This window comes from Leifsonia psychrotolerans (assembly GCF_013410665.1).
Taxonomy (GTDB): Bacteria; Actinomycetota; Actinomycetes; order Actinomycetales; family Microbacteriaceae; genus Cryobacterium; species Cryobacterium psychrotolerans_A.
Map to the genome: position 1 here is coordinate 3,083,186 of NZ_JACCFM010000001.1, position 25,640 is coordinate 3,108,825.

Genomic DNA, 25,640 nt, shown 5'->3' on the forward strand with positions numbered 1-25,640 from the left:
CTCGCGTGCCTCGCGTGCCTCGCGTGCCTCGCGTGCGCGGTTGAACTCGCCGAGTCTCCCTGTTGCGGCCGCCCGCTTCGCCGAGTTTCCCCGCTGCGGCGGGCTCCGTCGCCGAGTCTCCCTATTTCGGTCGAGTTTGCCTGGCGTGCCGGTCGAACTGGACCGGTATGGATGAACTCGGCGAAATGGGGCGAGGCGTCTGCGGTGTTCGGGGCGAAGCGTCTGCGGCGTTCAGGCGACGCGGTGGCGGATGTGGCGTACGCGGGGTGGGCGAGGGCGGCATCCGTGCGGGTCGTGCGGCTGCACGCGCTATCCGCACGCGCTATCCGCACGCGCTATCCGCACGCGCTATCCGCACGCGCTATCCGCACGCGCTATCCGCACGCGCTATCCGCACGCGCTATCCGCACGCGCCATCCGCACGCGCCATCCGCACTGTTGCTTTTGACAATCATTATCAATAAGCGTATTCTCGCAGAATGCGTTTCACGTTCCTCGCCCTGCCCGCCCTCGCCGTGGCCGCCGCGCTGACCCTGGTCGGGTGCGCTACCTCGGCCGGCGCTGGCCAATCTGGCACGGATGCCACGGCCCACTCCGGCCTGAAGGTCGTCGCAACCACCACGCAGGTGGCCGACTTCGCCCGTGCCGTGATCGGCGACGCCCCCGGCGTCAACCTCACCCAGCTGATCAAGCCCAACCAGAGCGCGCACAGCTATGACCCGTCGGTTGCTGACCTCGCCGCGCTCGGCCACGCCGACGTGCTGGTGATCAACGGCGTCGGTCTCGAAGAATGGCTCACTGACGCTATTGACGCATCGGGCTTTCACGGCATCACCGTCGACTCCGATGAGGGAATCGCGATCGAGACGTCCGGTGCCGAGAACGACCCCGGTCACGCCGCGGATGCCGCGCACGGCCAGGCTGACGCCGCTCACGCTGACGCCGCGCACGACCACACGGCCGGCAACCCGCACATCTGGACCTCGGTCGACAACGCCCGCGTCATGGTGAACACCATCGCGGCGGGGCTCGAGAAGGCGGACCCAGCCTCGGCGCCCGCGTTCACCGCGAACGCCGCGGCCTATGACATCCGTCTGGCGGCGCTGGACGGCTGGATCCGCAGCAACATCGACCAGGTCCCGGCCGCCGAGCGCCTGCTGGTGAGTAACCATGACGCCTTCGGCTACTTCACCGCCGCCTACGGAATCACCTACGTCGGTTCGATCATGCCGAGCTTCGACGACAACGCCGAACCGAGTGCCGCAGCCATCGATGCGCTCGTCGCATCGATTAGGAAGACCGGCGTGAAGGCCGTCTTCTCTGAGGCGTCGATCAACCCCAAGACCGCCGACACCATCGCGAGCGAAGCCCACGTGGCCGTCTACTCGGGCGATGACGCCCTCTACGGCGACTCGCTCGGTCCGGCCGGCAGCGACGGCGCCACCTACATCGCCAGCCAACTGCACAATGTGCGCCTCATTCTGCAGTCCTGGGGCGTCACGCCCAGCGCCGTGCCCGCCGACCTGAAATAGTGGGAGCCGTGAATCAGAACGCTCCCCACACGAATGCCACAGTGCCAGCTTCCACGGTGCTGAGCGTCTCTGACGCCTCCTTCGCCTACGACAAGGCGCCCGCGCTGGAGGGCATCGCGTTCGACATTGCTGCCGGCGAGGCCGTCGCCCTGATCGGGCCGAACGGCTCGGGTAAGTCGACCTTGCTCAAGGGCATCCTGGGTCTCATTTCCCGCACGCACGGCACGGTCAGCGTGCTCGGTTCCTTCCCCGCTCCTCTCGGTGCGATCGGCTACGTGCCGCAGGCCGGCGAGCTTGACCCGGATTTTCCGATCACGCTCGAGCAGGTGGTCATGATGGGGCGCTACCGCAGTCTCGGCTGGCTGCACCTGCCCGGCAGGCGCGATAGGCAGGCCGTCGCGCACGCCCTGAACGCCGTCGGCCTCGCGCACCGCGCCAAGACCCGGTTCGGTGAACTGTCGGGCGGCCAACAGCAGCGCGGCCTGCTGGCGCGCGCCGTGGCATCCGGCCCCCGGCTGCTGTTGCTCGACGAGCCCTTCAACGGGCTCGACCAGAAGAACCGCGACGCGCTGATCGGCACGCTCGAGCGGTTGAAGGCCGACGGGGTGGCCGTGCTCGTTTCGACCCACGATCTCGAGTTGGCCCGAGCGGTCTGCGAGAAGGTGTTGCTGTTGAACGGCACGCAGGTGGCGTTCGGACCGCGCAACGACGTGCTCACGCTGGCGAACGTGCAGGCCGCCTTCAAGGAGGTCGGGATCGAGATGGACGAGCACACGGTCGTGCTGCCCGGCCACGAAGGGCACTGAGATGGGTGCTTTCGCGCACCTCGCTGCGCTGCCCGCGGTCGGACTCCCCCTCGTCGACGCGTTCTCGTTCCCCTTCATGGCACGGGCGCTGACGGTACTGCTGGTGCTCAGCCTCGTCGCGGGTGTCGTGGGCGTGCTCGTCAACCTGCGCGGCCTCGAATTCATCAGCGACGGCCTCACGCACGCTGTCTTTCCGGGCATCGCCATCGGTTTTGTCTGGGGCGGACGCGACGGGCTCTTCATCGGGGCGATGATTGCCGCCGTGATTGCCGCGGTGGTGCTCACCCTGCTGGTGCGCACGGCCGTTTCATCGGATGCCGCGATCGCAATCGTTCTCACCGCCATGTTCAGCGTGGGCATCATCGTGGTCTCGCAGGAATCCGACTATGCCGGCCAACTCGAGGCGCTGCTCTTCGGGCGACTGCTCACCGTCACCCCGACCGAGGTCGTGCAGACCATCGTGATCTGCGCCATCGCGCTGCTGCTCGTGGCGCTCACTCTCAAGGAGCAGGTCTTTCGCGCCTTCGACCGCACCGGCAGCGCGGCAACCGGCTACCGGCCGCTCGTGCTCGACCTCGTGCTGAACGTGGCTATCGCGCTCGTCGTTGTCGCGGCATCCAGTGCGGTCGGCAACCTGCTCGTGTTGGCCGTGCTGATCGTGCCCGGCGCGGTCGCGCGGCTGGTGACCGTGCGGCTATGGCTGCTGTTCCCGATCGCGGCCGGATTCGCCGCACTGGCCGCGTGGCTGGGGTTGACGCTCGGCTTCGAGGCATCCGTCTCGGCCGGCATCGACCTGCCGAGCGGAGCGACGGTTGTGCTCGTGCTCGTGGCGGGCTACGCCGTGGCGCTCGTGGCGCGCCTCGTGAGTAACCGGATACGCCGGGGCCGCAGCAGTGCCCGGCGGGGGGATCGGCTCGGTGGCGCCGGTGGCACGGCCACGGACACGGCCACGGACACGGCCACACAGGCCAGCATCTCCCCCGCAGACAAGCCGGTGGCACGCTGATGGGCTACTTCGAGAAAGCGCTTCTGGCCGCCGTTCTGATCGGTGCCCTCAGTGGCCTGGTCGGCACGCTCGTCGTGTTGCGCCAGCGCACCTTCTTCGCGCAGGCGCTCACCCACGCGACGTTCCCTGGCGCGGTCGCCGCGGCAATGCTCGGCATCAGCATTCCCCTGGGCGCGGCCCTGGCCAGCGTCGCCATTGTCGGCATCATGACCCTGATCGGGCGCACGAACCGGCAAGGTAGCCAAGTCGCCTCCGGCATCGTTCTCACGGCCGGATTCGCGCTCGGGGTGCTGCTGCAGACGCTCAACCCTTCGCTGCCCGTGCAGGTTGATTCGTTTCTGATCGGCTCGATTTTGACGGTCTCGACCGGCGACATCCTGCTCGTGGGCAGTGTGCTCGTGGTCTCGACGGCGGCCATTGTGTTCCTCGGCAAAGAGATTCTGTTCAGCACCTTCGACCGCGGCGGGTTTCGCGCGGCCGGCTACCGGGAATGGCCGATCGAACTGCTCGTGCTTGCCCTGATCACGGCCACGGTCGTCACGGCGATGCCCGCGGTGGGTGCGATCCTCGCGATCGCCTTGATCGCCGCGCCCGCTGCGGCCGCACGGATTGTGGCCCGAACCACCCGGCAAATTTTCGTGATCGCGCCCATCGTGGGCGCGACATCCGGGCTCAGTGGCGTGCTGCTCTCGCGCGGGCTCGACGTGGCTGCCGGGCCCGCGATTGCGCTGGTGGCGGCTGGGTTCTTTCTGGTGGCGCTCGGCCTTCGCTCGCTGGGACGGTTACGGTTGAGAGCATGAAGCGAAACACCTGGCAGCGGGAGGCGGTGCGGGAGGCCCTCGGCCACACCGAGGGTTTCGTGAGCGCGCAAGGCCTGCATGCCACGCTGCACGCCACGGGGTCACCGATCGGCCTGGCCACGGTCTACCGCGCTCTGGCCACCCTCGCCGCGACGGGCGATGCCGATTCGTTGCAATCCCCCGAGGGCGAGAGCCTGTACCGTGCCTGCAGCACCAACGATCATCACCACCACCTGATCTGCCGCAAGTGTGGGCTCACCGTCGAAATTGAAGCGGATTCGGTTGAGACCTGGGCGAAGAACGTCGCGGCCCAAAACGGCTTCACGCAGGCGGCCCACGTCGTCGACGTGTTCGGCCTCTGTGCCGGGTGCACGCAGGCTGCTGCGCACGTCTAACGCTGCGCACGCCTGACGCTGCGCACGCCTGACGCTGCGCACGTCTGGCGGCTGCTGCGCACGTCTGACGCTGCGCGAGCTTGACGCTGCATCCGCAGCCTCGTCAGCGCGACAGGTACAGCACCGTCGCGCGCACCCGACGGTGGTCGTCGGCCTCGACGGGAAGGTCGAGTGCATCGAAAATGCGGGAGACGTGGTTGACCACGGATTTCTCGGTGAGCACGAGCTCGCGTGCAATGGCCGCGTTACTGCGGCCCTCGGCAATCAGAGCGAGCACCTCGCGCTGGCGGCGGGTGAGCGCCTCGACGCTGTTGCCGCCGTCGTGCCGGGTCGCATCCGCTCGCTTCAGGCGTTCGCGCGAGTCGGCCAGCGCGCGTTCGCTCGCGTTCAGTTCGGCCGCGAGCCTGGCCCGATCGAGCGCCAGCGCCACGAGTCGGGCGGCCGCGCGCACGCTGTCGGCATCGGCGATGAGCCCGGTGTCGTAAATGATGGCGCAGATGAGGCGCCCGTCGAGTTCGATATCGATGGCCGCACGGCGTTCGGCGGCGGCGGGCAGAGCGACGGGGGCACCCTGGGCGTCGATGTAGGTGCCGCGTTCGTCGACCCAATACGCGATCTCGAGCGTGGGATCGCCCACCGTGCGCGACAGTGCTTCGTTGAGCTGGCTGCGCTCGGTGCCGGTTGAACCCAGCCAGCTGCCCAGCTCGGTCAGTCCGGCGGTGCGGGAAAATCCGCCGCGAATCATGCCGAGCACGAAGGCGATCGGCACTCCCCCGAGCATGATGAGCTGCAGTACCCCACGGAGGGTGGGTGAGACCCCGAAGAGCCCCTCAAGCACACCAGAGCTGAACGGAATGAACAGCACGGCGAACAACCCGTAGGCGAAAAGCGGGATCAGAACGCGGCGGTGCGAGTGGTCTGCGTTGTGCATGCGGCGCGCCAGCACCAGGGCGGTCGCGAGGGTGATGAGTAGCCCGACAAAGCTCTGGGCGAGGTCGGCGGCGGTGGCGACGGCCGGCAAAGCAGTGATGTGCAAGCTCGGGGCGACATCCGGAATGAAGAGATAGCTCGGCGCCTGCAGCAGCACGGAGTTGGCGTAGGCGGCGATCACGATTGTCTTGGATGCGGCGCCTCGCAGTCGTCCGGACGGGAAGGCGTGCAGGAGGTGGATCAACACGGCGAGCACGAGGGTTGCACCGATCGCGCCGATCGCATGCAAAGTCGGCACGGAGGTGTTGCCGAATCCGGCGATCAGCACGGCGAAGCTGCCGATGATGATGATTGTGCCCATGCGGTTTCCCGGGCGCCGCCACCAGGCGGTCACGCCGACGGCGAGATAGACGATGTAGATGCCCAGATAGAGCTGCACGCTCCAGTCGAACTCGCCCGCGCCGAAGACAAAGAGTCCCCCGCCGAGCAGTGCAGCGGTCGCCGCCACAAGTACGAGCGCGACATGAAGTGACCGCGCCAAGGGCGAGGTACGGACCGGTGTTTCCCCCATGGGGACAGGATAACGGTCGATTGCCTTCGGTTATGACGGCCGGTGTGCGCTGCCGTGCGCGAGTTGCGACTCGCGCAGGTTGTGGCGCACGGCGCACCCTGTACCGTGCGCCCTGCGCCACAACCTGCGCGGGGCGGAACGGCTACCACCGGGCCGGGCCGCCCGGGGCGTCACGCCTGGGCGGGCGGAATCGCTTCGGCGGTGGCGGACGACGGGTCGGCAGTGTTCAGGCGCCGCGAGATCTCGGCGGAGATTGATTCGATGTGAAAACGGGCCGCGATCTCAGCGCGCTCGGAGTCATGACTGCGGATCGCGTCGAGGATCTCCTCGTGCTCCTGCATCGAGTTGAGGCGGCGCTGGTCTGACTGCATCCGGGCGTCGCGCACCGGCGCGACATCGTGGGCGAGACGTTCGCTCACGGCCGACAGAAGAGGGTTGTAGGTCGAGCGCGAGATTGCCTGGTGAAATGCCTTATCCAACTCGACGTAGCGATCGGTTGAGATGTCTGTCGTCATCGACGCCAGAAGTTCCTCGAGTTGCACAATGTCGCGCGGGGTTGCCCGCGTGGCGGCGAGTGCGGCGGTTGGTGGCTCGATGAGAGCACGGAACTCGATGATCTGTGCGATCTCAGGCTCGAGCTTGGTGAGCCGATTGGCGAGTTGGCCCGACTCGGAGGATGCCGCATGGCCACGCGACAAGATCGTGGTGCCCCGGCCCGGCTTGCGGTCGATCAGCCCGCGAATTTCAAGCTCACGCAGAGCCTGCCGCAGCGAGACGCGCGATGTCGAGAAGATCGACGCGAGTTCGCGCTCCGACGGCAGTTTGTCGCCCTCGGTGAGTTTGCCATCCAGCATGAGTCGCTCGATGTCAATCGAGATGCGGTCAGGCAGCGAGATGGACTCAGCGGGGCGGAACTGGCTCCAGTCGAGCATTGCTTCCTCCGTGGGTATCGCCGGGCGGTGGTTTCAGTTGCGAGCGTACTGGGTGACATTGACGCGTCGTCGATCATCCCCTAGATTACAGAACTAATTGACTGTTGGACTAACCAAGTGAAAATCAGCAGCACAACGCACGAGCACCCCCACCCCGACGCAAGGAAGCGAATGGACGCGATGCCCCGAGATCTCATTTCTGCAGAGGAATATTCTTCCAGAATCACAGCCCTGCGCTCGCGCCTCTCTGAAAGCGGGCAGGATGCCGCACTCGTGTGGGGTCGCGGGGGTGGATCTGTTGATCGTTACGCCGACGTGCGCTACCTCACCGGCTACTACCCGGTGTTCCCAACGATCCGGGACCTTGACGGCGTGTGGAGTGACCGCGGTCTCTGCGCGGTGCTTGTCACAGCCACCGACGTCGTGCTGTTCTCCGACGAGGAAGGCGCCGAAAATGCCGCATTCGGGATCACTGAATCGGTGTTTCGCCACGGCGTCGGCCCACGCACACTGGTGAGCGATATCGCTGCAGCGCTGGCCTCCCGGCCCGCTGTGCGCTCGCTCGTTCTTGTCGCCACCGATGCCATGTCGGGTAAGCATGCGCTGCACCTCGCGGTCGAGCCTGCCTACGCGGCCCTGGCCGTGAGCGAAGACAACGCCATCGTCGAGTCGTTGCGTCTGCGCAAGTCCGCGGCCGAGATCGCGTTGCTGCGTGCGGCTGCGGCGATCGCCGACGAGGCGCTGGAAGCCGGTTTCGCCCGGATCAGGCCCGGTGCCCGCGAGGCAGAAGTCGTAGCGGCCATGGCCGAAGTCGTCACGCGCCGCGAGGCCGTGCTGGCAAACGCCTTCGTGTACACCTTCCAGGCGGCCGGGGATTGTGAAGACAACCGCCTCCCCATTCACAGCACGCGTGAATTCGTCGAGGGTGACCTGTTCACCGTCGATATCAGCGGCAGTTTCGCCGGGTACTTCTTTGACTTGGCGCGCAGCGTCGTCGTGGGCGGGCTCCCGACCGCCGATCAGGACAACGCATACCGGCTCGCCCGCGACACGGTGGATGCCGTCGTTGCGGCCTTACGTCCGGGCGTCGTGCTCGGCGACGCCGCGCTGGCCGGGTCAGCCCTGCTGCGCGCTGCCGGCGTCGATCCCGAGAAGGCCGAGTTCGCCGCGCGAGGTCACGGCCTGGGACTCGGCTTCGAGGCGCCGTGGATTCGCGACGAATCGGCACTCGTGCTGGAGGCCGGCATGGTCGTGTCGGTCGAGCAGTTCTGCTTCGTCGGCGACACCGGGGCGACCTACGAACGCAACCTCGTCATCACGCCGGACGGGGTCGAAGACCTCGTCGCGGTGCGCGATTTCTGGCGCGCCTCCTAAGCCGCCTCTCGACAGAACCCGCAGCACCGCAGCACCGCTGCATCTGCTGAACCCGCAGCACCCGCACCATTCCTCCCCGTCCCTCCCCGTCCCGCAGGACCTTCCGAACACCGTACCAACACGAGAGGAACATTCCCATGAAACGATCACGCGCAGCACGTCTTGCCGTGGCCGGACTGGTCGTCCCCGCGCTTTTCCTCACCGGATGCTCCGGTGCACCCCGGCCCAACTCCGCCGAATCCGCCGTTGACATCCCCCGCGGACTGGCAACGACGCCAGCCGGTCAGGGAGAGGTCGACACGGTGAAATGGAACATTGAGACCGGCGAACCGACCTCGCTCGACTGGATTTACGCCTACGACGACTCGAGCAACCTTGCTCTGGCGAACATGTGCGAGGGGCTGATTCGTCAGAACGAAGATCTGAGCCTCAGTCCGGCCCTGGCCGAGAAGATCGACCACCCCGACGCGCTGACGACGGTGTTCACGCTTCGCCAAGGCGTCACATTCTGGGACGGCACTCCCCTCACCACCGACGACGTGGCTTTCAGTCTCAACCGCCATCTCGAGGTCGATGCCGGCTCGTACTGGGGTGTTCCGTTCTATGACAATGTCGAGTCGATCACTGCTTCCTCGGCCACCGACGTCACCGTGCGATTCAGCCAGCCCGACTCATTGTTCGAGCGGATGCTCGGCACCGCGGCCGGGGTGATCGGCAGCAAGGCGTTCGTCGAGACGCAGGGCGAAGCCTACGGAACGGCACAAGGCGGCATCATGTGCACCGGCCCGTTCGCCTTCGACTCCTGGCGCTCCGGTACGAGCATCGCGATGACGAAGAACGAGAAGTATTGGGACCCGGAGCTGGTTCCGCTGGTGAAGCAGCTGACATTGAGCTTCGTGACCGACGAGACCACGATCACCAACAGCCTGGTCTCCGGTGACCTCGACGGCACGTACGCGACGCCGCTCTCGGCAACCGAGACGCTCGCCAAGTCCACGACGGGAACGCTCTCGCTCGGAATCTCGCAAGACTGGATGGCCATTCGACCAACCGAGAAGATCGGCCCGATGCAGAATCTGGCCGTGCGCCAGGCGCTCAGCCTGCTGCTTGATCGGGACACCATCGCGAAGACCGTCTTCCGGGGAACAGCGACGGCATCGCTCACCCCGATCCAGCCCGGCGCCTGGGGTTATGAAACGGATGCCTGGCAGGCCGCGTTCGACGCGCTTCCTGCCCCGGTGTTCGACGTGGCGGCCGCCACTAAGCTCATCGCCGACAACGACCTGACCGGAACCAGCCTCACCATCGCGATGCCGGCCGACAGCGAGGCCGAGGCGAAGACCGCCGAGATTCTCGGTGCTGCGGCGAAGCAGGCCGGACTCGACCTGACCTTCACGACGATGCCGACGACATCCTTCACCGAGCTCTACTTCGACGAAGCGGCCCGCGCCGGCTTCGACGCCTTCTTCGTGCAGGAATACGGTGCCGGCGTCGGTGACCCCGTGGTGTCGATGAGCGAGTTCACGCCGCTCAGCGCCTACAACTACGGTGCATACGACGACCCGGTGCTCACCGACAGCGTGCGCCAGGCACTCAGTACCACCGACGATGCGGCACGCGCAGAACTGCTGATCAACGGTCAGAAGCGCCTGGTCGAGGACCTGCCGCTCATCACCATCGTGACGCCGGAACACCGGGTGTACATGAACGATCGGATCACCGGCGCAACGGCTTCTCGTGCGGCGCTCTACTACCCGTGGGCCGCGAATATCGGCACCCCGTAAGGAAGGACGATCTCGGTGGGGCGGCGTGACGCCGCCCCACCCGGAGAGAACCATGTTTCGATTCATCACCATCCGCCTCGCCGAAGGGGCAGCGACACTTCTGGCGTCGTCACTGCTCATCTTCGGGGCGCTGTTTCTCGCCCCCGGGGATCCCATCGCGATCCTCATCGGCAATCGCACGGTCAGTCCGGAGACCATCGTGGCGCTGCGCGAGCAGTACCACCTGGATGAGCCATTCCTGTTCCGCTGGATCGCCTGGCTGGGCGATGTGCTCACCGGCAACCTGGGCCAGTCGATCACCTACCGGGACGCCGTCTGGAACCTGATCGAGCCGCGCCTCGGCACGACCGCGCTGCTGCTCGGGATGAGCCTGGTCGTCATTGTCGTTGTCGGCGTCGGGCTGGGTGTGGTGTCGGCGCTCGGCGGCCGTCGCCTCGGCGACGTGCTGCTCGGCGTGACCTCGGTCGGCGTCGCAGTGCCGTCATTCGTCGCCGCGCTGCTGTTGATCTCACTGTTCGCCGTCGGACTCGGCTGGTTCCCCACCTTCGGGGTCGGCGACGACCTCGGCAGTCGGATCTACCACCTGACCCTGCCCGTGATCGCCCTGACGATCTCGTCGGGTTCCTACGTGGTCAGGGTCACCCGCTCCGCCCTCCGGGAGGAAGCGCAGCGCGACCATGTGCAGACCGCGATCGGTCGGGGTCTCCCCCGCGCGCGCACCATCTCCCACCACGTGGTCCGCAACGCCCTCACGCCGATCGCGACGGTCGTCGGCGTCACCCTGACGAGCCTGGTCGTCGGCTCGATCGTGATTGAAAAGGCCTTCGCGCTCGACGGCATCGGAATGCTGTTGACCGAGACGGTGCTTCGAAAGGACTTTGCCGTGGTGCAGGCGATCACCCTGCTGCTGATCGCCTTCGTGGTGGTCGTGGCGCTCCTCGTCGACATTCTGCAGGTGACGGTTGATCCGCGTATGCGGGCGCGGGTGGTGAACCGATGACGACCACTCTTCTGCGCGCGCGGCCGGCCGGGCTGCCCGGTGTCCGCCGTCGGCGTGACATCCCGTTGATCGTTGCGATCAGCATGCTCACCGTGTTCGTGGCGGCCGCGGCACTGGCTCCCCTGCTCACCCAGATTGATCCGACGGTGGCCGACTTCAACCGCACCTATCGGCCGATGGAGCCGGGCGCCATTCTCGGAACCGACAGCTCGGGTCGCGACATTTTCAGCCGCATCCTGTTCGGCGCACGCACCAGCCTCGTCGCCCCCGCGGTGATCGTGCTCGTCGCCGGCGTGCTGGGAACGACGATCGGAATCGTGTCCGCCGTCGTCGGCGGAGTGGTCGACCGGCTGCTCAGCCGCCTGCTCGACATCGGCTTCGCCTTCCCCGGCATGCTGCTGGCCATTCTTGCGGTCGCGATGTTCGGGGCGGGAATCACCCCGGTCGTTGTCGCGCTGGCCATCGCCTACGTGCCGTACATCGGCCGGATGGTGCGGAATGTCGCGGTCGGCGAGATGGTGCTGCCCTACATTGACGCGCTCCTCGGCGTCGGGCAGAGCCGCTGGCGCATCGCACTGTTCCACGTGTTGCCGGCCGTGCTGCCCACCGCGATGGCGCAGGTCGCCGTTTCGTACGGCTACGCCATGATCGACCTCGCCGCCATGTCGTTCCTCGGCATGGGGGTCCAGCCGCCGACAGCCGACTGGGGTCTGATGGTCTCCGAAGGCCAGCGCGGACTGCTGCAGGGCTTTTGGGAAGAATCCGCATTCGCCTGTGCCGCAATCATCCTGTCGGTGTGCGCGGTGTCGCTCATTGGCGACCGGCTCGCCGACCGCGTCGGCAAGGTGAAGGAGATCCGGATATGAGTCTTGTGACTGTGTCAAACCTGACGCTGCGTACGGATGCCGGCGACGTGATCGTCTCTGGCATCGACCTCACCATCGGTCACGGCGAGATCGTCGGTGTGATCGGCGAGTCGGGATCCGGCAAGTCGATGACCCTCAAGGCGATCGCCGGGCTGCTGCCGACGGGCATCAACGCCAACGGGTCGATCGACTACGAAGGCACTGAACTGACCCGGCTCTCCCGCAGGGCCTACCGCAGTTTTCGGGATCGCGAACTCGGCATCGTCTACCAGGACCCGCGCGCCCACGTGAACCCCGTGCACACGGTCGGTGACTTTCTCACCGAGGCACTCCGCACGAACCGTCGGATGAGCAAGAAGGATGCCCTCGCGCGCATTTACGCACTCTGCGACGAGGTGGGGATCACCGACCCCGAGCACCAGTTGCGGGCCTATCCGTACCAGTTTTCGGGCGGAATGCTGCAGCGCGCGGTGATCGCGGCAGCCCTGGCCACCGACCCGCGGCTGATTTTGGCCGACGAGCCGACGACGGCCCTCGACGTGACCCGTCAGGCCGAAGTCGCCGCACTGCTGCGCAGACAGGTGCGCGAGCGCGGTATCGGCATGATGTTCATCACCCACGACCTTGAGTTGGCTGCGGCACTGTGCGACCGGGTTTACGTGATGTATCGCGGCGTCATCGTCGACGAGTTTCCGGCCGACCGAATTTACGAGTCGCGGCATCCGTACACCCAGGCACTGCTGAGCGCCCGGCCGAGCCTCGAGCGCGGTCAGGAGCGACTGGCCACGATCAGCGACGAGCTGCGGGCCGAAATCGATGAGGAGGTGGCCGGGCGATGACCGAGAATGACATGTTGATCGAGGTGCGCGACCTGCGCAAAGTGTTTCGGCGCGGCGGGCGCGACATTGTTGCGGTGCACGGTGCAAGTTTCAGCATGGCCAGCGGGCGCAACCTCGGCATTGTCGGCGAGTCGGGTTCCGGCAAGTCCACCATTGCCCGGATGCTGATGGGCGTCGAGAAGGCGACGGCCGGCACCGTCTCGGTGTGCGGAGAGGACATGACGATTCCCGCGCGGTCGGCGGCGGCCAGGCGGCGGCGCGCCAAACTCACCCAGATGGTCTACCAGGACCCGTTTGGCTCGCTCGACTCCCGGCAGACCGTCGCGTCCTGTCTGCGCGAAGTGCTGCGCATCCACGGTGTCACGGCGGCGGCCGCTCGTGAAGCACGCATCGCCGAACTGTGCGACCTGGTTGGGTTGAGCGCGGTGCAGCGCGAGCGCACGCCGCGCGACCTGTCGGGTGGGCAACGCCAGCGTGTGGCCATCGCCCGGGCCCTCGCCGTGCAGCCAGAGATCATCGTGCTCGACGAGGCCGTCGCCGCGCTCGATATCTCGATTCAGGCGCAGATCCTCAATCTGCTCGCTGATGTGCAACGCGAGACGGGCACCAACTATGTGCTGATCTCCCACGATCTCGCGGTGGTCGGCCACCTCACCGACGATGTTGTTGTAATGCGTCACGGGCGCATCGTCGAGCAGGGGGTGACGGCCGAGGTGCTCGGGAATCCGACCGACGAGTACACCCGCATCCTGCGCGACAGCGTCCCCTCATTGGACTGGCGTCAGCCTGGCGTACTGGAGGCCGTAGCCGAGCGGGTCGGGCCGCGCACGAATTTCGCAACCAGAAACATCTCGGTTCCATCGACGTTGGAGAGGACTCGTTGAACGCGATGTCGACAGCACACTCAACCCGTACCGCGCGCGGCGCCATCGCCACGTCGCACCACCTCGCTACCGAGGCCGGGGCCGCCGCGCTTGAGGTCGGCGGCAACGCGCTCGACGCCGCCCTGGCCGCGGCGGCAGCACTCTGTGTCGTCTACCCCAACAACGTGGCGCTCGGCGGCGACCTCGTGGCCCTCGTGCGCAAACCGGACGGCACCGTGGTCTTCATCAACGCGACGGGTCCCGCGCCGCGCGCCCAACAGCTGAAGGTGCTGCAGCAGCGCCATGGCACCGCACTGCCGACACGCGGCGTCGACGCGATCACCGTCCCCGGCGGGGTGCGCGGTTGGGAGTTGCTGCACGCGCTGGGCGCAACCCGCAGTTGGAGTGAGCACCTCGATGCGGCGGTGCGGTACGCCGCCGACGGGGTTCCGACCGCTCGATCGGTGGCCGCGGCCATCGTCGACGAGCGCGCAGACCTCGAAACGGATGCCGGCTGCGCGGCAGTCTTCCTGCCTGGCGGCGAACCGCTGGCAGAAGGGTCGCCGCTCGTCCAGCCGGAGCTCGCCGCCTCCCTGCGCGGCATCCAAGCGGGTGGGCCAGACGAGTTCTACAGTGGCGCGCTGGCCGCGCGCTGGGTGGCCGGCATCCGGGCGCTCGGTTCGACCATCAGCCTCGACGACACGGCGTCGTACCGATCAGAGTGCGGCGAGGCCATCGAGGCCGATTTCGGGCCGTACCGGGTGCTGACGAGTCCGCCGAACACTCAGGGCTTTTCGCTGCTGCGCACACTTCAGGCCGTGCAGGCGCAGGGCGTCGCCGACCCCCTCGGGGCGGATGCCGGTGTCACGGCGACCCTGTTCGCACGCAATAACGCCGTGCGCGACGAACTTCTCGCCGACCCGAGCCGCGGCGGGCTCAGCGGCCTCGAACTTATGGAGGCGAGCCCGCTGGGCGACAGCGAAGTGGCGTTAGCCGGTCGGCCGTCCGGCGACACCGTCGGACTCAGCACCATCAGCGCCGATGGCTGGGCTGTGTCGCTCGTGCAGTCGGTCTACTTCGGGTTCGGGGCCTGCGTGCTCGAACCGAGCACGGGCATCCTGTTTCAGAACCGGGGAACCTCGTTTTCGCTCGAGGATGACTCCCCCAATGTCTTCGCGCCGGGCAAACGGCCACGGCACACGCTCATGCCCGTGCTTGTGCTGCGCGGCGACGAGCTGGCCTGGGTCGCTGCGACCATGGGCGGGCAGGCCCAGCCGCAGATTCACGCGCATCTTCTGTTACGCTCGCTCGCCGGAGCATCACCCGACGAAGCGACCACGGCGCCGCGCTGGGTGATCGGTGTGCAAGACGTCGGGGACACCCGGCTCACCGCAACCGTCGAAGCTGATGTGCCCGAAGCCGTGCGCAGCGCGATCGAGCAGGCCGGTTTCGCGATCAAAAGCGTGCCGCGCCACGACGAACTGCTGGGACACTCGAACCTGATTCGGGTTGACTCCGACGGATACACGGCAGCGAGTGACCCGCGCTCGGACGGCTCGGCGATCGTCGTCGGCGCCCGCGGATCCGCTGGTTCCAACAATGACGACGACAACAATGACACTGACAACGACAACGGCTAGGCCGCGATGAGCACTTCGAGCCCAGCCCGCGCCGACCGCGCAGCCCCCACCCCGACGACACGCACAGAAACAGAACTGATGACTAACCAGCACCGCCCGGGACTCCTCCCCCTCCTGATCATCGGCCTGCTGGGAGGTCTGATGTCCGGACTCTTCGGCATCGGCGGTGGCATCATGATCGTGCCCGCCCTCGTGCTGCTTCTCGGCATGCCGCAGCGACTGGCCGCCGGCACCTCGGTCGCCGCCATCCTGCCCGCCGCGATCGTCGGCGCGACGAGCTATGCCGTCCAGGGGCATGTCGACTGGGTTGCGGCCGGGTTGCTCGCCGTCGGAGTCATCGGCGGCTCTCAGGTCGGCAGCATGCTGCTGGCCAAGCTGCCGATCAAGTTGCTGCAGTGGTTCTTCCTCTCGTTCCTGCTCGTGGTGATCGTGAGCCTCTGGTTCGTGGTTCCCGAGCGCGACAACGAGATCGGCATGACCCTGCTCACCGGAATTCTGCTGGCAGTGACGGGTTTCGTGACCGGCATCCTCTCCGGGCTGCTGGGCGTCGGCGGGGGGATCATCGTGGTCCCGGTGCTGATGTTCTTCTTCGGTGCGAACGACCTGGTGGCCAAGGGCACTTCGCTGCTGATGATGATTCCCGGCTCGCTATCCGGCACACTTGCGAACTGGCGTCGCCGCAACGTCGACTTGCGCGCCGCGCTGATCGTCGGGCTGGCCGCGAGTGTGATGTCGCCGTTCGGCACGCTTATCGCCGTCCGGATCGATCCCTTCTGGTCCAACGTGATGTTCTCGATCCTGCTCGCGCTCATTTTCGCCCAGTACCTGCAGCGCAAAATCGTCGACCGCCGCTCAGGCTTGCGCGGGTAGCAGGCGCGGGGCACACCTCGCTTTCGGTGGCGAGGCGTGCCAGGGTCAACCGTGACGGCCGGATGCGCCGCACGGCGACCCGGACACCCGCGCGGAAGGTGGATTCTGATGGCCGACACACACAACACCATCCCCGATGAAGGCATCGACGCCGAGGCCGCCTACCGGCTTGTGCACGACGAGACGATGCTCGATGGCAACGCACGACTGAATCTGGCGACCTTCGTGACCACCTGGATGGACGACTTCGCCGACAAGCTCTACGCGGACATGTTCGATAAGAACCTGATCAACAAAGACGAGTACCCGCAGACGGCGGCGATCGAAGAGCGGTCTTGGTGCATCATTGCCGACCTGTGGCACTCCCCCAACGCAGCCAACGCGATTGGAACCTCGACCGTCGGCTCCTCCGAGCATCCGATGCGCGACGGCCACGATCTGGCCAACTATGTCGACGAGAACACGATTGGCGTCGTCGCAATTCTCGGCGTCACGTACACGGGCAGCTACGAGCCGGTCGTCGAGATCTGAGCGGCGCTCGACGCCATTCAGGCGGCGACCGGCCACAACGTTCCTATTCACGTGGATGGGGCCTCCGGGCCCATGGTGGCCCCTTCGTGCAGCCTGATCTCGTATGGGACTTCCAACTCCCTCGGGTGCACTCCATCAACACCTCCGGCCACAAATACGGGCTGGTCTATCCGGGTCTCGGCTGGGTCGTCTGGCGCTCACTCGATGTGCTCCCCGACAAGCTGATCTTTCGGGTCAGCTATCGCGGCGGCGAAATGCCCATCCTGGCCTTGAATTTCTCGCGACCGGGCGCGCAAGTGTTGCTGCAGTATGACCTCTTTTTGAACCTCGGGCGCAACGGATATACGGCCATTCAGCAGGGCTCGCACGACATCACTCTGTTTCTCTCGGTGGGGATCGGCGCGATGGATGCCTTCCAGCTCGTCAGCGACGGAAGTGACATTCCCGTCTTCGCTTGGCAGCAAACCCCTGGTCAAACAGAGAACTGGAACCTCTGTCCCCTGTCAGACCGGCTGCGGATGAAGGGGTGGCAGGTGCCGGCCTATCCACGGCCCGACCATCTGGCCGACGTGACGGTGCGGCGCATTGTGGTGCGCAATGGGCTGAGCATGGACATCCGCCGACCTGCTGGCCGCCATCCAGGCCGAGACGGCCTTCCTCGACGCGCTCGAGGGCCCGATGTCGACGGAGCGCCCCTCCCCCGGCTTCCACCACTAACCCCTCGGTTCCTGTCCCGCGATTTGGAATTTCGGGGAATGTGCGGCGTGCCGCGCGCGCGACACGCTGTGCGGCATCCGTAAGTCCGAATCGCGGGACAGGGAACGGGAGCGCGATGCGGAGAGGTGTCGGGGCGGGCGGGGCCGGTTTGCGCGAGGCGGATGCCGCGGTGTTAGTTTGCGCGAGGCGGATGCCGAGGGGCCGGTTTGCACGACACGCCCGGAACGCGTAAGGTTGACCCCTGCTGCGCATATCTGTGCGTGCATTGCGAGCGTCGTATCCTCTCCCCTCTCGAAGTTCTGCTTTTCGAAGCTGTGCTGTGTGAAGTGAGCGGATGCTGTTCGCCGACAAGAGATCTTGGGAAGGGCACTCGCCCTTCGGTAGTGGAGGAAAACCATGGCAGCAACATGCCAGGTGACTGGAGCCGTTCCCGGCTTCGGACACAACATTTCGCACTCGCACCGACGCACCAAGCGTCGTTTCGACCCGAACATCCAGAAGAAGACGTACTTCGTTCCGTCGCTTCGCCGCAGCGTCACGCTGCAGCTTTCGGCAAAGGGAATCAAGGTTATTGATGCCCGTGGCATCGAGTCGGTCGTCAAAGACCTGCTCGCACGTGGGGAGAAAATCTAATGGCTAAGGCTCATGACGTACGTCCGATCATCAAGCTGCGTTCGACGGCAGGAACCGGTTACACCTACGTGACCAAGAAGAACCGTCGCAACAACCCCGACCGTCTCGTGCTCAAGAAGTACGATCCCGTAGTGCGCAAGCACGTTGACTTCCGTGAGGAGCGCTAAACATGGCTAAAAAGAGCATGATTGCCAAGAACAACCAGCGCAAGGTGATCGTTGAGCGCTACGCCGCCAAGCGCCTTGAGCTGAAGAAGGCTCTCGTCGACCCGGCTGGAACCGACGAGTCCCGCGAGGCCGCCCGCAAGGGCCTGCAGAAGCTTCCCCGTAACGCGTCTCCGGTGCGCCTGCGCAACCGCGACGCGGTTGACGGTCGTCCCCGTGGACACCTCAGCAAGTTCGGAATTTCGCGCGTGCGTTTCCGCGACATGGCACACCGCGGCGAACTGCCCGGCATCACCAAGTCCAGCTGGTAACGGCTGGGCGTCTACTTCGGTAGTCGCTCACGCATCGAAAGGGATGCCGACATTCGTCGGCATCCCTTTTCGCATCTGGGGCATGATTGCTGCCCGACGCCATGAGTTTGTCAGCCCTGGGCGAAATCTGGGCCAAATTCGGGCGAAACGCCGACAGAAATCGTTAGAAAACGCCGTAAATACGGGGAACTACACCGAACTCTGCTAGATTCAACGCGGTCGAACCGACCAGCGGAGTCGCTCCTTCCGAGCGTTTTCCGCCTCTCAAAATTGCTGTGTAAACAGACGAAGGTCCGAGGAGGACACTCAATGGCTGACAAGTCGCTGAACAAGACCGAGCTCGTTGCCAAGGTTGCCGCTGACTCCGGACAGAGCCAGGCCGCCGTTGACAGCGTTCTGAATGCATTCTTCGCAACCCTCGCCGACACCGTCGCCAACGACGGCAAGGTCACCATCCCGGGATGGCTCGGCGTCGAGCGCACGGCTACCGCCGCTCGCACCGGCCGCAACCCGCAGACCGGCGAAGAGATCGCCATTGCTGCTGGCCACCGCGTCAAGCTGACCGCTGGTAGCAAGCTCAAGGCTGCCGCCAAGTAGTCTCGAACTACTGACACGAGGGCGTCGACGCGAGTCGACGCCCTCTGCGTGTTTAACGCAGCTCGGCGTACTGGGTCAGCACCTGGGTGACTGCCTCGCGCGAGTTTGCGCAGGCTCGCGCGGTTCGCGCATGGTCTAGCGTGCGCCAACCGCCTGAATCTGCGCATCCGCGCAGGCGCCGGCGCGTGACGTCATCCCGGCGGCGCACACTCGATGCCCCGCAACCCGGCCCGACTCGTTCCTCTGCCCGTGCGGCGGGCTTTTGCCCAGGCTGCGGCGGTTAGGCTTGATTCGTGCTTCGTCTTGTTCGCATCATCGGTCCAGCCGTTCTTCTGTTGGCTGCGCTGTTGTCGACTCTGGCCGGGCTCGCCATCGGCGGGGGAGCAGCCGCCCAAGCCCTGGCCGATCCCGGAGCCGTGGTGCGCTGGGGCCTGCCGATCGCCAAGCTTCTGGTGAACGTCGGAGCTGCCGGCATGATCGGTGGCTTGGTACTGTCGCTCTTTGCGCTCAGCCCGAAAGAGCGCGAGTTCAATGCCGCGCTCGACGTGGCCGCGGCATCCGCAGCCTTCTTCACCGTGGCATCCGCTCTGACGGGCTTCTTCACGATGCTGCAGGTCACCAATGTGCCGTTGAGTTTCGATGACCGGTTCAGCGCGACGGCCGGCCAATTCTTCACTCAGATCGCCATCGGGCAGTCCTGGCTGATCACAACGCTGATCGGCGCCACACTCACCGTGCTGTGTTTCGCGGTACGCAATCACACGGCGCTCATCTTCGTGACCATCTTGTCGGTCGTGGCCCTTGTACCGATGGCCCAGCAAGGCCACGCAGCCGGCGCCTCAGGACACAACGCGGCCGTGACCGCACTCGGGCTGCACATTGCTTTCGCCGCCGTCTGGTTGGGTGGGCTTCTGACGATCATCCTTCTGCGCAAGCAATTGGGTGACAAACGTCTCATCACAGTGCTCGCCCGCTATTCGTCGGTTGCGTTGGTGTGCTTCATCGTCGTGGCTGTGTCGGGGTACGTCAGCGCCGCGCTTCGTGTGGGAACACTCGAGAACCTTCTCACCCCCTATGGGCTTCTCGTTCTGGCCAAGGTGGCCGCGTTGCTCGTTCTCGGCTGCTTCGGAGTGCTGCAGCGACGCTTCTTCATCGAGCGGATGCAGCAGAGCGCCTCGCCGACCCGGCCGTGGTTCTGGTGGCTGGTCGTGGGCGAACTCGGGTTCATGGGTGTGGCCTCCGGCGTCGCCGTCGCGCTGGCGAAGTCGGCCACACCCGTCGCGCAGGTCGTCGCGACCGAGATTCCGGCGGCGACTCCGGCACAGATTCTCACCGGCGATCCGCTGCCGCCCCCGCTCACCTTCGCGCGCTACTTCACCGAGTGGAACATCGACCTTGCCTGGGTTCTGTTCTGTGCCTTCGGAATCTTCTTCTACCTGGTTGGCGTGTGGCGACTGCGACGGCGTGGCGACAGCTGGCCGGTCTACCGCACGGTGCTGTGGGTTCTGGGCATGATCGCCCTGTTCTACATCACCAGCGGCGGCGTGAACGTCTACCAGAAGTACCTCTTTTCGACCCACATGCTCGCTCACATGGCGCTGACCATGTTGGTGCCGGTTCTGCTCGTGCCGGGGGCTCCTGTCACTCTCGCCATGCGCGCCATCCGGAAGCGCAAGGACGGCAGCCGCGGCGCCCGCGAATGGATTCTGCTGGCCGTGCACTCGAAGCCAGCCTCGATTCTCGCCAACCCGCTGGTCGCCGCCGGGATGTTCGTCGGCTCACTCTGGGTGTTCTACTACACGCCGCTGTTCCGCTGGGCGATGGTTGATCACATCGGTCATGAGTGGATGACGGTGCACTTTTTGATCACCGGATTCCTGTTCGTGCAGTCGCTGATCGGCATCGATCCCGTGCCGTACCGCCTGCCGTACCCGTTCCGGTTGTTGCTGCTGCTCGGCACGATGGCTTTCCATGCCTTCTTCGGCTTGGCGATCATGACCGGCACCGGGCTGTTCTTGGCCGATTGGTACGGCGCAATGGGCTGGGGCGCTGATGCGCTTGTCGACCAACAAGCGGGTGGTGGCATCGCCTGGAGCGTGGGAGAGCTTCCGACTATTGCGCTGGCGATCGCCGTGGCCATCCAATGGGGTCGCAGCGACGAGAAAGAGACCAAGCGGCTGGACCGCAACGCGGATCGCACCGGCGACGCCGAGCTGAACGCCTACAACGCACGCCTGGCCGGCCTGGCGGCGCGCGACCGGTAGTTCTGGGTCGTTCTCCGGTCGCGTCGGTGTTCTTGTTGGTGCTGATTTGGCGGTGGTCGGCGGCTTCCGCGGGCTAGCTCGCCGCGCGGGTTGGCTTCCGCGGGTTGACTCGCCGCGCCGTCGGATGCGACCTGTCCGGTGGTCAAGGCCTCGCGAGAGTGCAGTTGTTGGGCTCTCAGCGTGCGCGAAGCAACAACAACTGCACTCTCGCGGGGTAGTCGAGGGCTCGGGGTAGTCGTGGGCTCGGAGGGAGAGGGAGGGCGACGCGCGGGGTAGTCGAGGGCGAGCCTAGTGCAGCTGGATCGCGATCGAGCCATCCGGGCGGATGCCAACGCCCAGCCCAATCGCAAAGGGCACGTTCTCGTCACGCGTCGAGAGGTCGCCGTCATAGAGCGACTGCACGTCGACGACGATGTGGGCCTGACCCTCGGTGTCGGGCATCTCGAAATCCGTCTCACCGGCCGCCAGAGTCACCGGCGGGTAGTCGGCGATCGACCAGGTGGGCACGCCCTTGATGCGGTCATCGATGACGATGCCGAACGGGCAGTCCGAGGGCTGCAGCACCTCTTGGGTGGCGCAGGCGTCCAGAAACTTGTCGACCTCCGCCTGCACCTGCGAGATAAAACTGGCGTTCGGCTCGGCATCGACCGTGACATGCGTCACCGCGGTGCTCGTGACCGGCACCTTCTGCTCTGGCGCGGTGAGCAGAGCGGTATCGTGCTTGATCTCGTAGAGGTTCGGGGCGAACACGAGATAGCTGGCCTGATTCGAAAATGTGGCGGGGGCATCCGGCGCGGCGTGAGCGCGCGTGTCGAGCGTAAGCCCGTTCACCGTGAACAACGACTGGTGCGCCACGTCGACCTGGAGAACGCCAAGGGGGCTGGTCTCGAACCGCCAGCTGGTGAACACGCCGGCGAACACGCCGGTACTGCGCACCGTGAAATCCATGTTGGCTGGGGCCTTGTCGAGGGTAAACGCAAAGGAAACGGTGTGCAGGCCCGGCTCGCGTTCGGTATCGCTGACCAAACGGATGTCGTCCAGCGGGCTGAGCACTGAGCCGCGCAGCAACGTGGTCGGCAGGTCGGCCGGAAGACCCGCCTTCTTCAGTTCGGCGGCGGTGGGCATGACCCCGGGCAGTGAGAGAGCGCCGTGCGTGTCGGCCCGGGCTACCGCCGAGAGGTATTGCTGCACGAAACCGCCCGCGCTATAGAGGTCGCGGTTGAGTGAACCGATTGTCGCTCCGAGCGCGACAACGAGCAGAACCGCAATGATGACGATTCCGAGAATCGCTCGCCACCGACTCTGTCGCCCTGCGTTGCCCCCTGTGCTCACACCTCATCGTAACTGGGCCTCTCTGGCAGCGAGCCGTCAGACGACATCCAGGGTCGCACGGCCGTGCGTAACACGTGCCTGGTGGGGAGAACGCCAGCGGCAGTCGGCGCTGGCGGTTACAGTGGAATGTCCACTCCGCTATCGAAAGTTCACAGTGCCAGAGATCGCGCTCTCACCCGAACAAGCCACAGTGTTCGCTGCCATCGAGGGCACCAAGCAGAACCTGTTCATCACCGGACGTGCCGGCACCGGCAAGTCGACGCTGCTGAACCACCTGTCCTGGAACACGAGCAAGCAGATCGTGATTGCCGCACCCACGGGTGTGGCCGCGCTCAACGTGGGCGGTCAGACCATCCATTCGCTGTTTCGCCTGCCGATCGGCGTGATCGCCGACCACGTCATCGACCAGTCTGATCAGGTACGCAAACTGCTCAACACCATCGACACCCTGGTGATCGATGAGGTGTCGATGGTCAACGCCGACCTGATGGACGCGATCGACCGCAGCCTGCGCCAGGCCCGTCAGCGCCCCCACGACACCTTCGGGGGAGTGCAGATCGTGCTCTTCGGCGACCCGTATCAGCTGGCCCCGGTGCCCGGCGACGCCGATGAGCGCGCCTATTTCACAGACACCTACCGTTCGCTCTGGTTCTTCGACGCCAAAGTGTGGCGTGACGCCGAGCTGCGCATTTTCGAGTTGACCGAGATTCATCGGCAACATGATGCTGACTTCAAGCACATGCTCAACGCCGTGCGGCATGGCCAGGTCACGGCCGAGATCGCCGGTGCTCTCAATGCGGCCGGTGCCCGCACTCCGCCGAGCGACGGAGTGATCACCCTCGCCACGCGCAACGACGCGGTGAACCGCATCAACGCATCCGCTCTGAAGAAGCTCTCGGGGCGGTCACTCACCGCGAAGGCCGAGGTCACCGGGGAATTCGGTGGCCGCACCTACCCGGCCGATGAGACCCTCGAACTGAAGGTCGGCGCCCAGGTGATGTTCCTGCGCAACGATGCCGGCCATGAAGGCGGGCCGCGCTGGGTGAACGGCACGATCGGCACGGTGACCAAGATCGACGCGACGGTGTTCGTTGACATCGACGGCGAAACCCATGAGGTCGAACCGGCCGTGTGGGAGAAGTTCAAGTACACCTACAACCCCGCCACAAAGAAACTGAGCAAAGACGTCGTCGCCGAGTTCACCCAGTTTCCGCTGCGGTTGGCGTGGGCGGTGACGATCCACAAGTCGCAGGGGGCGACGTACGAGCGCGCGATCGTCGACCTGGGCGCCCGAGTCTTCAGCCCCGGACAGACCTACGTGGCCCTCAGCCGGCTGACCAGTCTCGACGGTCTCTACCTCAACCGACCACTGCGCCCGTCTGACATCATCGTCGACGAAAATGTGCAGCGTTTCATGCAGATCACGCGTCGCACGGGGGCGTGATTCTGAGGCGTGATGCAACCGTGACTGATCATTCCTGCGGATGACGTGGCCGACGTACCGGGCCGGATAGAATCCTTCAAGGATTAGCAGCTGCGCGGGGGTGCCATGAGTAAACATGAGAACGACAGGCGGCGGTTCGGCCTGCTCGCACTCGTGGTGGGTGCGTCGTTGCTACTGGCCGGCTGCACGCCGCCCGCGGGTGATGCGCCGGCGAGTCACAACGAGCCGGGCACGCCGTTTTCAGCCGAGGCCACGGCTGAGTTGGATGCCGCGCTGGCCGCGGCCATGACCCTGGCCGGGGCATCCGGTGCCGAGGTCGGCGTCTGGGCACCGTGGGCCGGCGAATGGACAAGCCTCGCCGGAACGACAACGGCCGGCGGTTCGCGACCGTTGAAAGCCGACATGACCTTCCGAATCGGCACGAACACCACCGCGATGACGTGCACCGTGCTGCTGAAGCTGGTCGATGAGAAGCGGGTGGCCCTGACCGACCCGGTGTCGAAGTACCTCACGCGCATGCCAGACATCGACGGCATCACCCTCGGGCAACTGTGTCAGGGAACGTCGGGACTGCCTGACTACTACGGCTCCCTCCACGGGCAGTTCGTGAATAATCCGCAGCGCCAGTGGCCGCCGCTCGAGGTGATTTCGGCCGGGATGGGGGCCGGTACGCCTGTGGCGCCGGGTTCGGCTTGGGCGAGTTCAACCACGGGGATCGTTCTGCTCGGCATGGCGCTGCAGGCCGCTACCAACACGGACTGGCCCACGCTGTACCAGAAGTACATTTTTGAGCCGTTGAACCTCACCGGCACCAGCTTCCCCGCGCCCGATGACCTGGTGATTCCCGGTTCGCACCCGAACGGCTACGCTGCGGCAATGGCCGCTGGTCAGCCTGTCTGTGAGACCAAACTCGACGAGACGTCACTGTCGAACTCGATGTTCGGAGTGGCCGGCGGTGTGATCTCAACCATTGGTGACATGAAGGTGTGGACGCAGGCGCTCGCCGAGGGGAGTCTGCTCTCGAAGAAGTCGGCGAAAGCTCAATGGGCCACGGTGCCCAGTCCGAACGGGCCCGAATGGAAAACCAACGGACTCGGAACCACGCAGGTCGGACCGCTGCGCGGCAGCTACGGCAGCATCCCGGGGTTCATCACCGCCGGCTTGTCCGACCCGTCCAGCGGTCTGACCATCGTCGTGATGCTCAACGATTCGACCGCGGGCGCAAACTTCGCGTACTCGCTCGCGCTGCAATTGGCCAGCATCGCCGCGGTGCAACCAGCGGTGAAAGGCCAGAAGGCTCCCGAGCTGGCCGTGCCGTGGAGCGCGGAGGACGCGGTAGCGGCAATGCAGGCCGCGGGGGTCTGCCCGACGCCGGTGCCCCCGCCAGCCGAGCCGACGGCCGAGCCGGCGCCGTAGCTGTGCCGTAGCTGTGCCGTAGC

23 protein-coding genes and 1 pseudogene are annotated in these 25,640 nt (G+C 65.8%); 21 read left to right on the forward strand and 3 right to left on the reverse strand.

What is annotated here, in order from left to right; genetic code table 11:
- Positions 1–479 precede the first annotated feature (479 nt).
- Genes HNR05_RS14100 through HNR05_RS14120 form a run of 5 tightly spaced genes read left to right on the forward strand, consistent with a single transcriptional unit; the run spans position 480 to position 4,539 of the window.
- Positions 480–1,532 carry a metal ABC transporter substrate-binding protein gene (locus HNR05_RS14100; protein ID WP_179579721.1) on the forward strand — a complete coding sequence of 351 codons (1,053 nt, stop codon included), beginning with the start codon at positions 480–482 and terminating at the stop codon, positions 1,530–1,532.
- Positions 1,533–1,573: 41 nt separating this feature from the next.
- Positions 1,574–2,338, forward strand: coding sequence for an ATP-binding cassette domain-containing protein (locus tag HNR05_RS14105; protein ID WP_179579722.1), 765 nt, complete (start codon positions 1,574–1,576; stop codon positions 2,336–2,338).
- A 1-nt stretch (position 2,339) separates the two neighbouring features.
- The gene (locus tag HNR05_RS14110; protein ID WP_179579723.1) at positions 2,340–3,344 is read left to right on the forward strand and encodes a metal ABC transporter permease; all 1,005 of its coding nucleotides are present in this window, start codon (positions 2,340–2,342) and stop codon (positions 3,342–3,344) included.
- Positions 3,344–4,144: a metal ABC transporter permease gene (locus tag HNR05_RS14115; protein WP_179579724.1), complete on the forward strand. Its 801-nt coding sequence runs from the start codon at positions 3,344–3,346 to the stop codon at positions 4,142–4,144. The genes HNR05_RS14110 and HNR05_RS14115 overlap by 1 nt, the downstream gene beginning before the upstream one ends.
- Positions 4,141–4,539, forward strand: coding sequence for a Fur family transcriptional regulator (locus tag HNR05_RS14120; protein ID WP_179579725.1), 399 nt, complete (start codon positions 4,141–4,143; stop codon positions 4,537–4,539). The genes HNR05_RS14115 and HNR05_RS14120 overlap by 4 nt, the downstream gene beginning before the upstream one ends.
- 103 nt (positions 4,540–4,642) lie before the next feature.
- Here HNR05_RS14120 and HNR05_RS17645 read toward each other — a convergent pair whose 3' ends face one another.
- Together HNR05_RS17645 and HNR05_RS14130 are read right to left on the reverse strand one after the other, a co-directional pair.
- Positions 4,643–6,040 carry a response regulator transcription factor gene (locus HNR05_RS17645; RefSeq protein ID WP_246318413.1) on the reverse strand — a complete coding sequence of 466 codons (1,398 nt, stop codon included), beginning with the start codon at positions 6,038–6,040 and terminating at the stop codon, positions 4,643–4,645.
- Between the two features lie 170 nt (positions 6,041–6,210).
- Entirely contained in the window at positions 6,211–6,972 is a 762-nt protein-coding gene (locus HNR05_RS14130) for a FadR/GntR family transcriptional regulator (protein ID WP_179579726.1), read from the reverse strand.
- A gap of 171 nt (positions 6,973–7,143) precedes the next feature.
- On the opposite strand from HNR05_RS14130, the gene HNR05_RS14135 reads away from it, so the two are divergent.
- From HNR05_RS14135 to HNR05_RS14200, 14 genes and pseudogenes are all read left to right on the forward strand, one after another.
- Complete coding sequence (locus HNR05_RS14135) at positions 7,144–8,346, forward strand: M24 family metallopeptidase (RefSeq protein ID WP_179579727.1); 1,203 nt, start codon at positions 7,144–7,146, stop codon at positions 8,344–8,346.
- Between the two features lie 137 nt (positions 8,347–8,483).
- Positions 8,484–10,130 (forward strand): ABC transporter substrate-binding protein, encoded by a 1,647-nt coding sequence (locus HNR05_RS14140; protein WP_179579728.1) that lies wholly within the window; start codon positions 8,484–8,486, stop codon positions 10,128–10,130.
- Between the two features lie 52 nt (positions 10,131–10,182).
- Positions 10,183–11,130, forward strand: a complete 948-nt coding sequence (locus HNR05_RS14145) for an ABC transporter permease (RefSeq protein WP_179579729.1) — start codon at positions 10,183–10,185, stop codon at positions 11,128–11,130.
- A complete protein-coding gene (locus HNR05_RS14150; protein ID WP_179579730.1) occupies positions 11,127–11,996 on the forward strand; it encodes an ABC transporter permease in 870 nt (289 codons plus the stop codon). The genes HNR05_RS14145 and HNR05_RS14150 overlap by 4 nt, the downstream gene beginning before the upstream one ends.
- Entirely contained in the window at positions 11,993–12,835 is an 843-nt protein-coding gene (locus HNR05_RS14155) for an ABC transporter ATP-binding protein (protein ID WP_218868906.1), read from the forward strand. The genes HNR05_RS14150 and HNR05_RS14155 overlap by 4 nt, the downstream gene beginning before the upstream one ends.
- Positions 12,832–13,719, forward strand: coding sequence for an ABC transporter ATP-binding protein (locus HNR05_RS14160; protein ID WP_218868907.1), 888 nt, complete (start codon positions 12,832–12,834; stop codon positions 13,717–13,719). Before HNR05_RS14155 ends, HNR05_RS14160 begins: the two co-directional genes overlap by 4 nt.
- Before the next feature lie 5 nt (positions 13,720–13,724).
- Complete coding sequence (locus HNR05_RS14165; protein ID WP_179579731.1) at positions 13,725–15,338, forward strand: gamma-glutamyltransferase family protein; 1,614 nt, start codon at positions 13,725–13,727, stop codon at positions 15,336–15,338.
- Between the two features lie 78 nt (positions 15,339–15,416).
- A complete protein-coding gene (locus HNR05_RS14170; protein WP_179579732.1) occupies positions 15,417–16,208 on the forward strand; it encodes a sulfite exporter TauE/SafE family protein in 792 nt (263 codons plus the stop codon).
- A 108-nt stretch (positions 16,209–16,316) separates the two neighbouring features.
- Positions 16,317–17,456: pseudogene (locus tag HNR05_RS14175) on the forward strand (pyridoxal-dependent decarboxylase).
- A 396-nt stretch (positions 17,457–17,852) separates the two neighbouring features.
- Positions 17,853–18,089, forward strand: a complete 237-nt coding sequence (gene rpmB, locus HNR05_RS14180; RefSeq protein WP_179579733.1) for a 50S ribosomal protein L28 — start codon at positions 17,853–17,855, stop codon at positions 18,087–18,089.
- Positions 18,089–18,256: a 50S ribosomal protein L33 gene (gene rpmG, locus HNR05_RS14185; protein ID WP_022885354.1), complete on the forward strand. Its 168-nt coding sequence runs from the start codon at positions 18,089–18,091 to the stop codon at positions 18,254–18,256. Before rpmB ends, rpmG begins: the two co-directional genes overlap by 1 nt.
- A gap of 2 nt (positions 18,257–18,258) precedes the next feature.
- A complete protein-coding gene (gene rpsN / locus HNR05_RS14190) occupies positions 18,259–18,564 on the forward strand; it encodes a 30S ribosomal protein S14 (RefSeq protein WP_119975823.1) in 306 nt (101 codons plus the stop codon).
- Between the two features lie 309 nt (positions 18,565–18,873).
- Entirely contained in the window at positions 18,874–19,161 is a 288-nt protein-coding gene (locus HNR05_RS14195; protein ID WP_104099750.1) for an HU family DNA-binding protein, read from the forward strand.
- Between the two features lie 293 nt (positions 19,162–19,454).
- Complete coding sequence (locus HNR05_RS14200; protein WP_343062607.1) at positions 19,455–21,425, forward strand: bifunctional copper resistance protein CopD/cytochrome c oxidase assembly protein; 1,971 nt, start codon at positions 19,455–19,457, stop codon at positions 21,423–21,425.
- A 288-nt stretch (positions 21,426–21,713) separates the two neighbouring features.
- Here the strand turns inward: HNR05_RS14200 and HNR05_RS14205 are convergent, their stop codons facing one another.
- Positions 21,714–22,757: a hypothetical protein gene (locus tag HNR05_RS14205; RefSeq protein WP_179579734.1), complete on the reverse strand. Its 1,044-nt coding sequence runs from the start codon at positions 22,755–22,757 to the stop codon at positions 21,714–21,716.
- Between the two features lie 154 nt (positions 22,758–22,911).
- Here HNR05_RS14205 and HNR05_RS14210 point away from each other — a divergent pair, with 154 nt between their 5' ends.
- Positions 22,912–24,201, forward strand: coding sequence for an AAA family ATPase (locus HNR05_RS14210; RefSeq protein ID WP_179579735.1), 1,290 nt, complete (start codon positions 22,912–22,914; stop codon positions 24,199–24,201).
- 105 nt (positions 24,202–24,306) lie between these two features.
- Positions 24,307–25,617 carry a serine hydrolase domain-containing protein gene (locus HNR05_RS14215; RefSeq protein ID WP_179579736.1) on the forward strand — a complete coding sequence of 437 codons (1,311 nt, stop codon included), beginning with the start codon at positions 24,307–24,309 and terminating at the stop codon, positions 25,615–25,617.
- Positions 25,618–25,640: the final 23 nt, after the last annotated feature.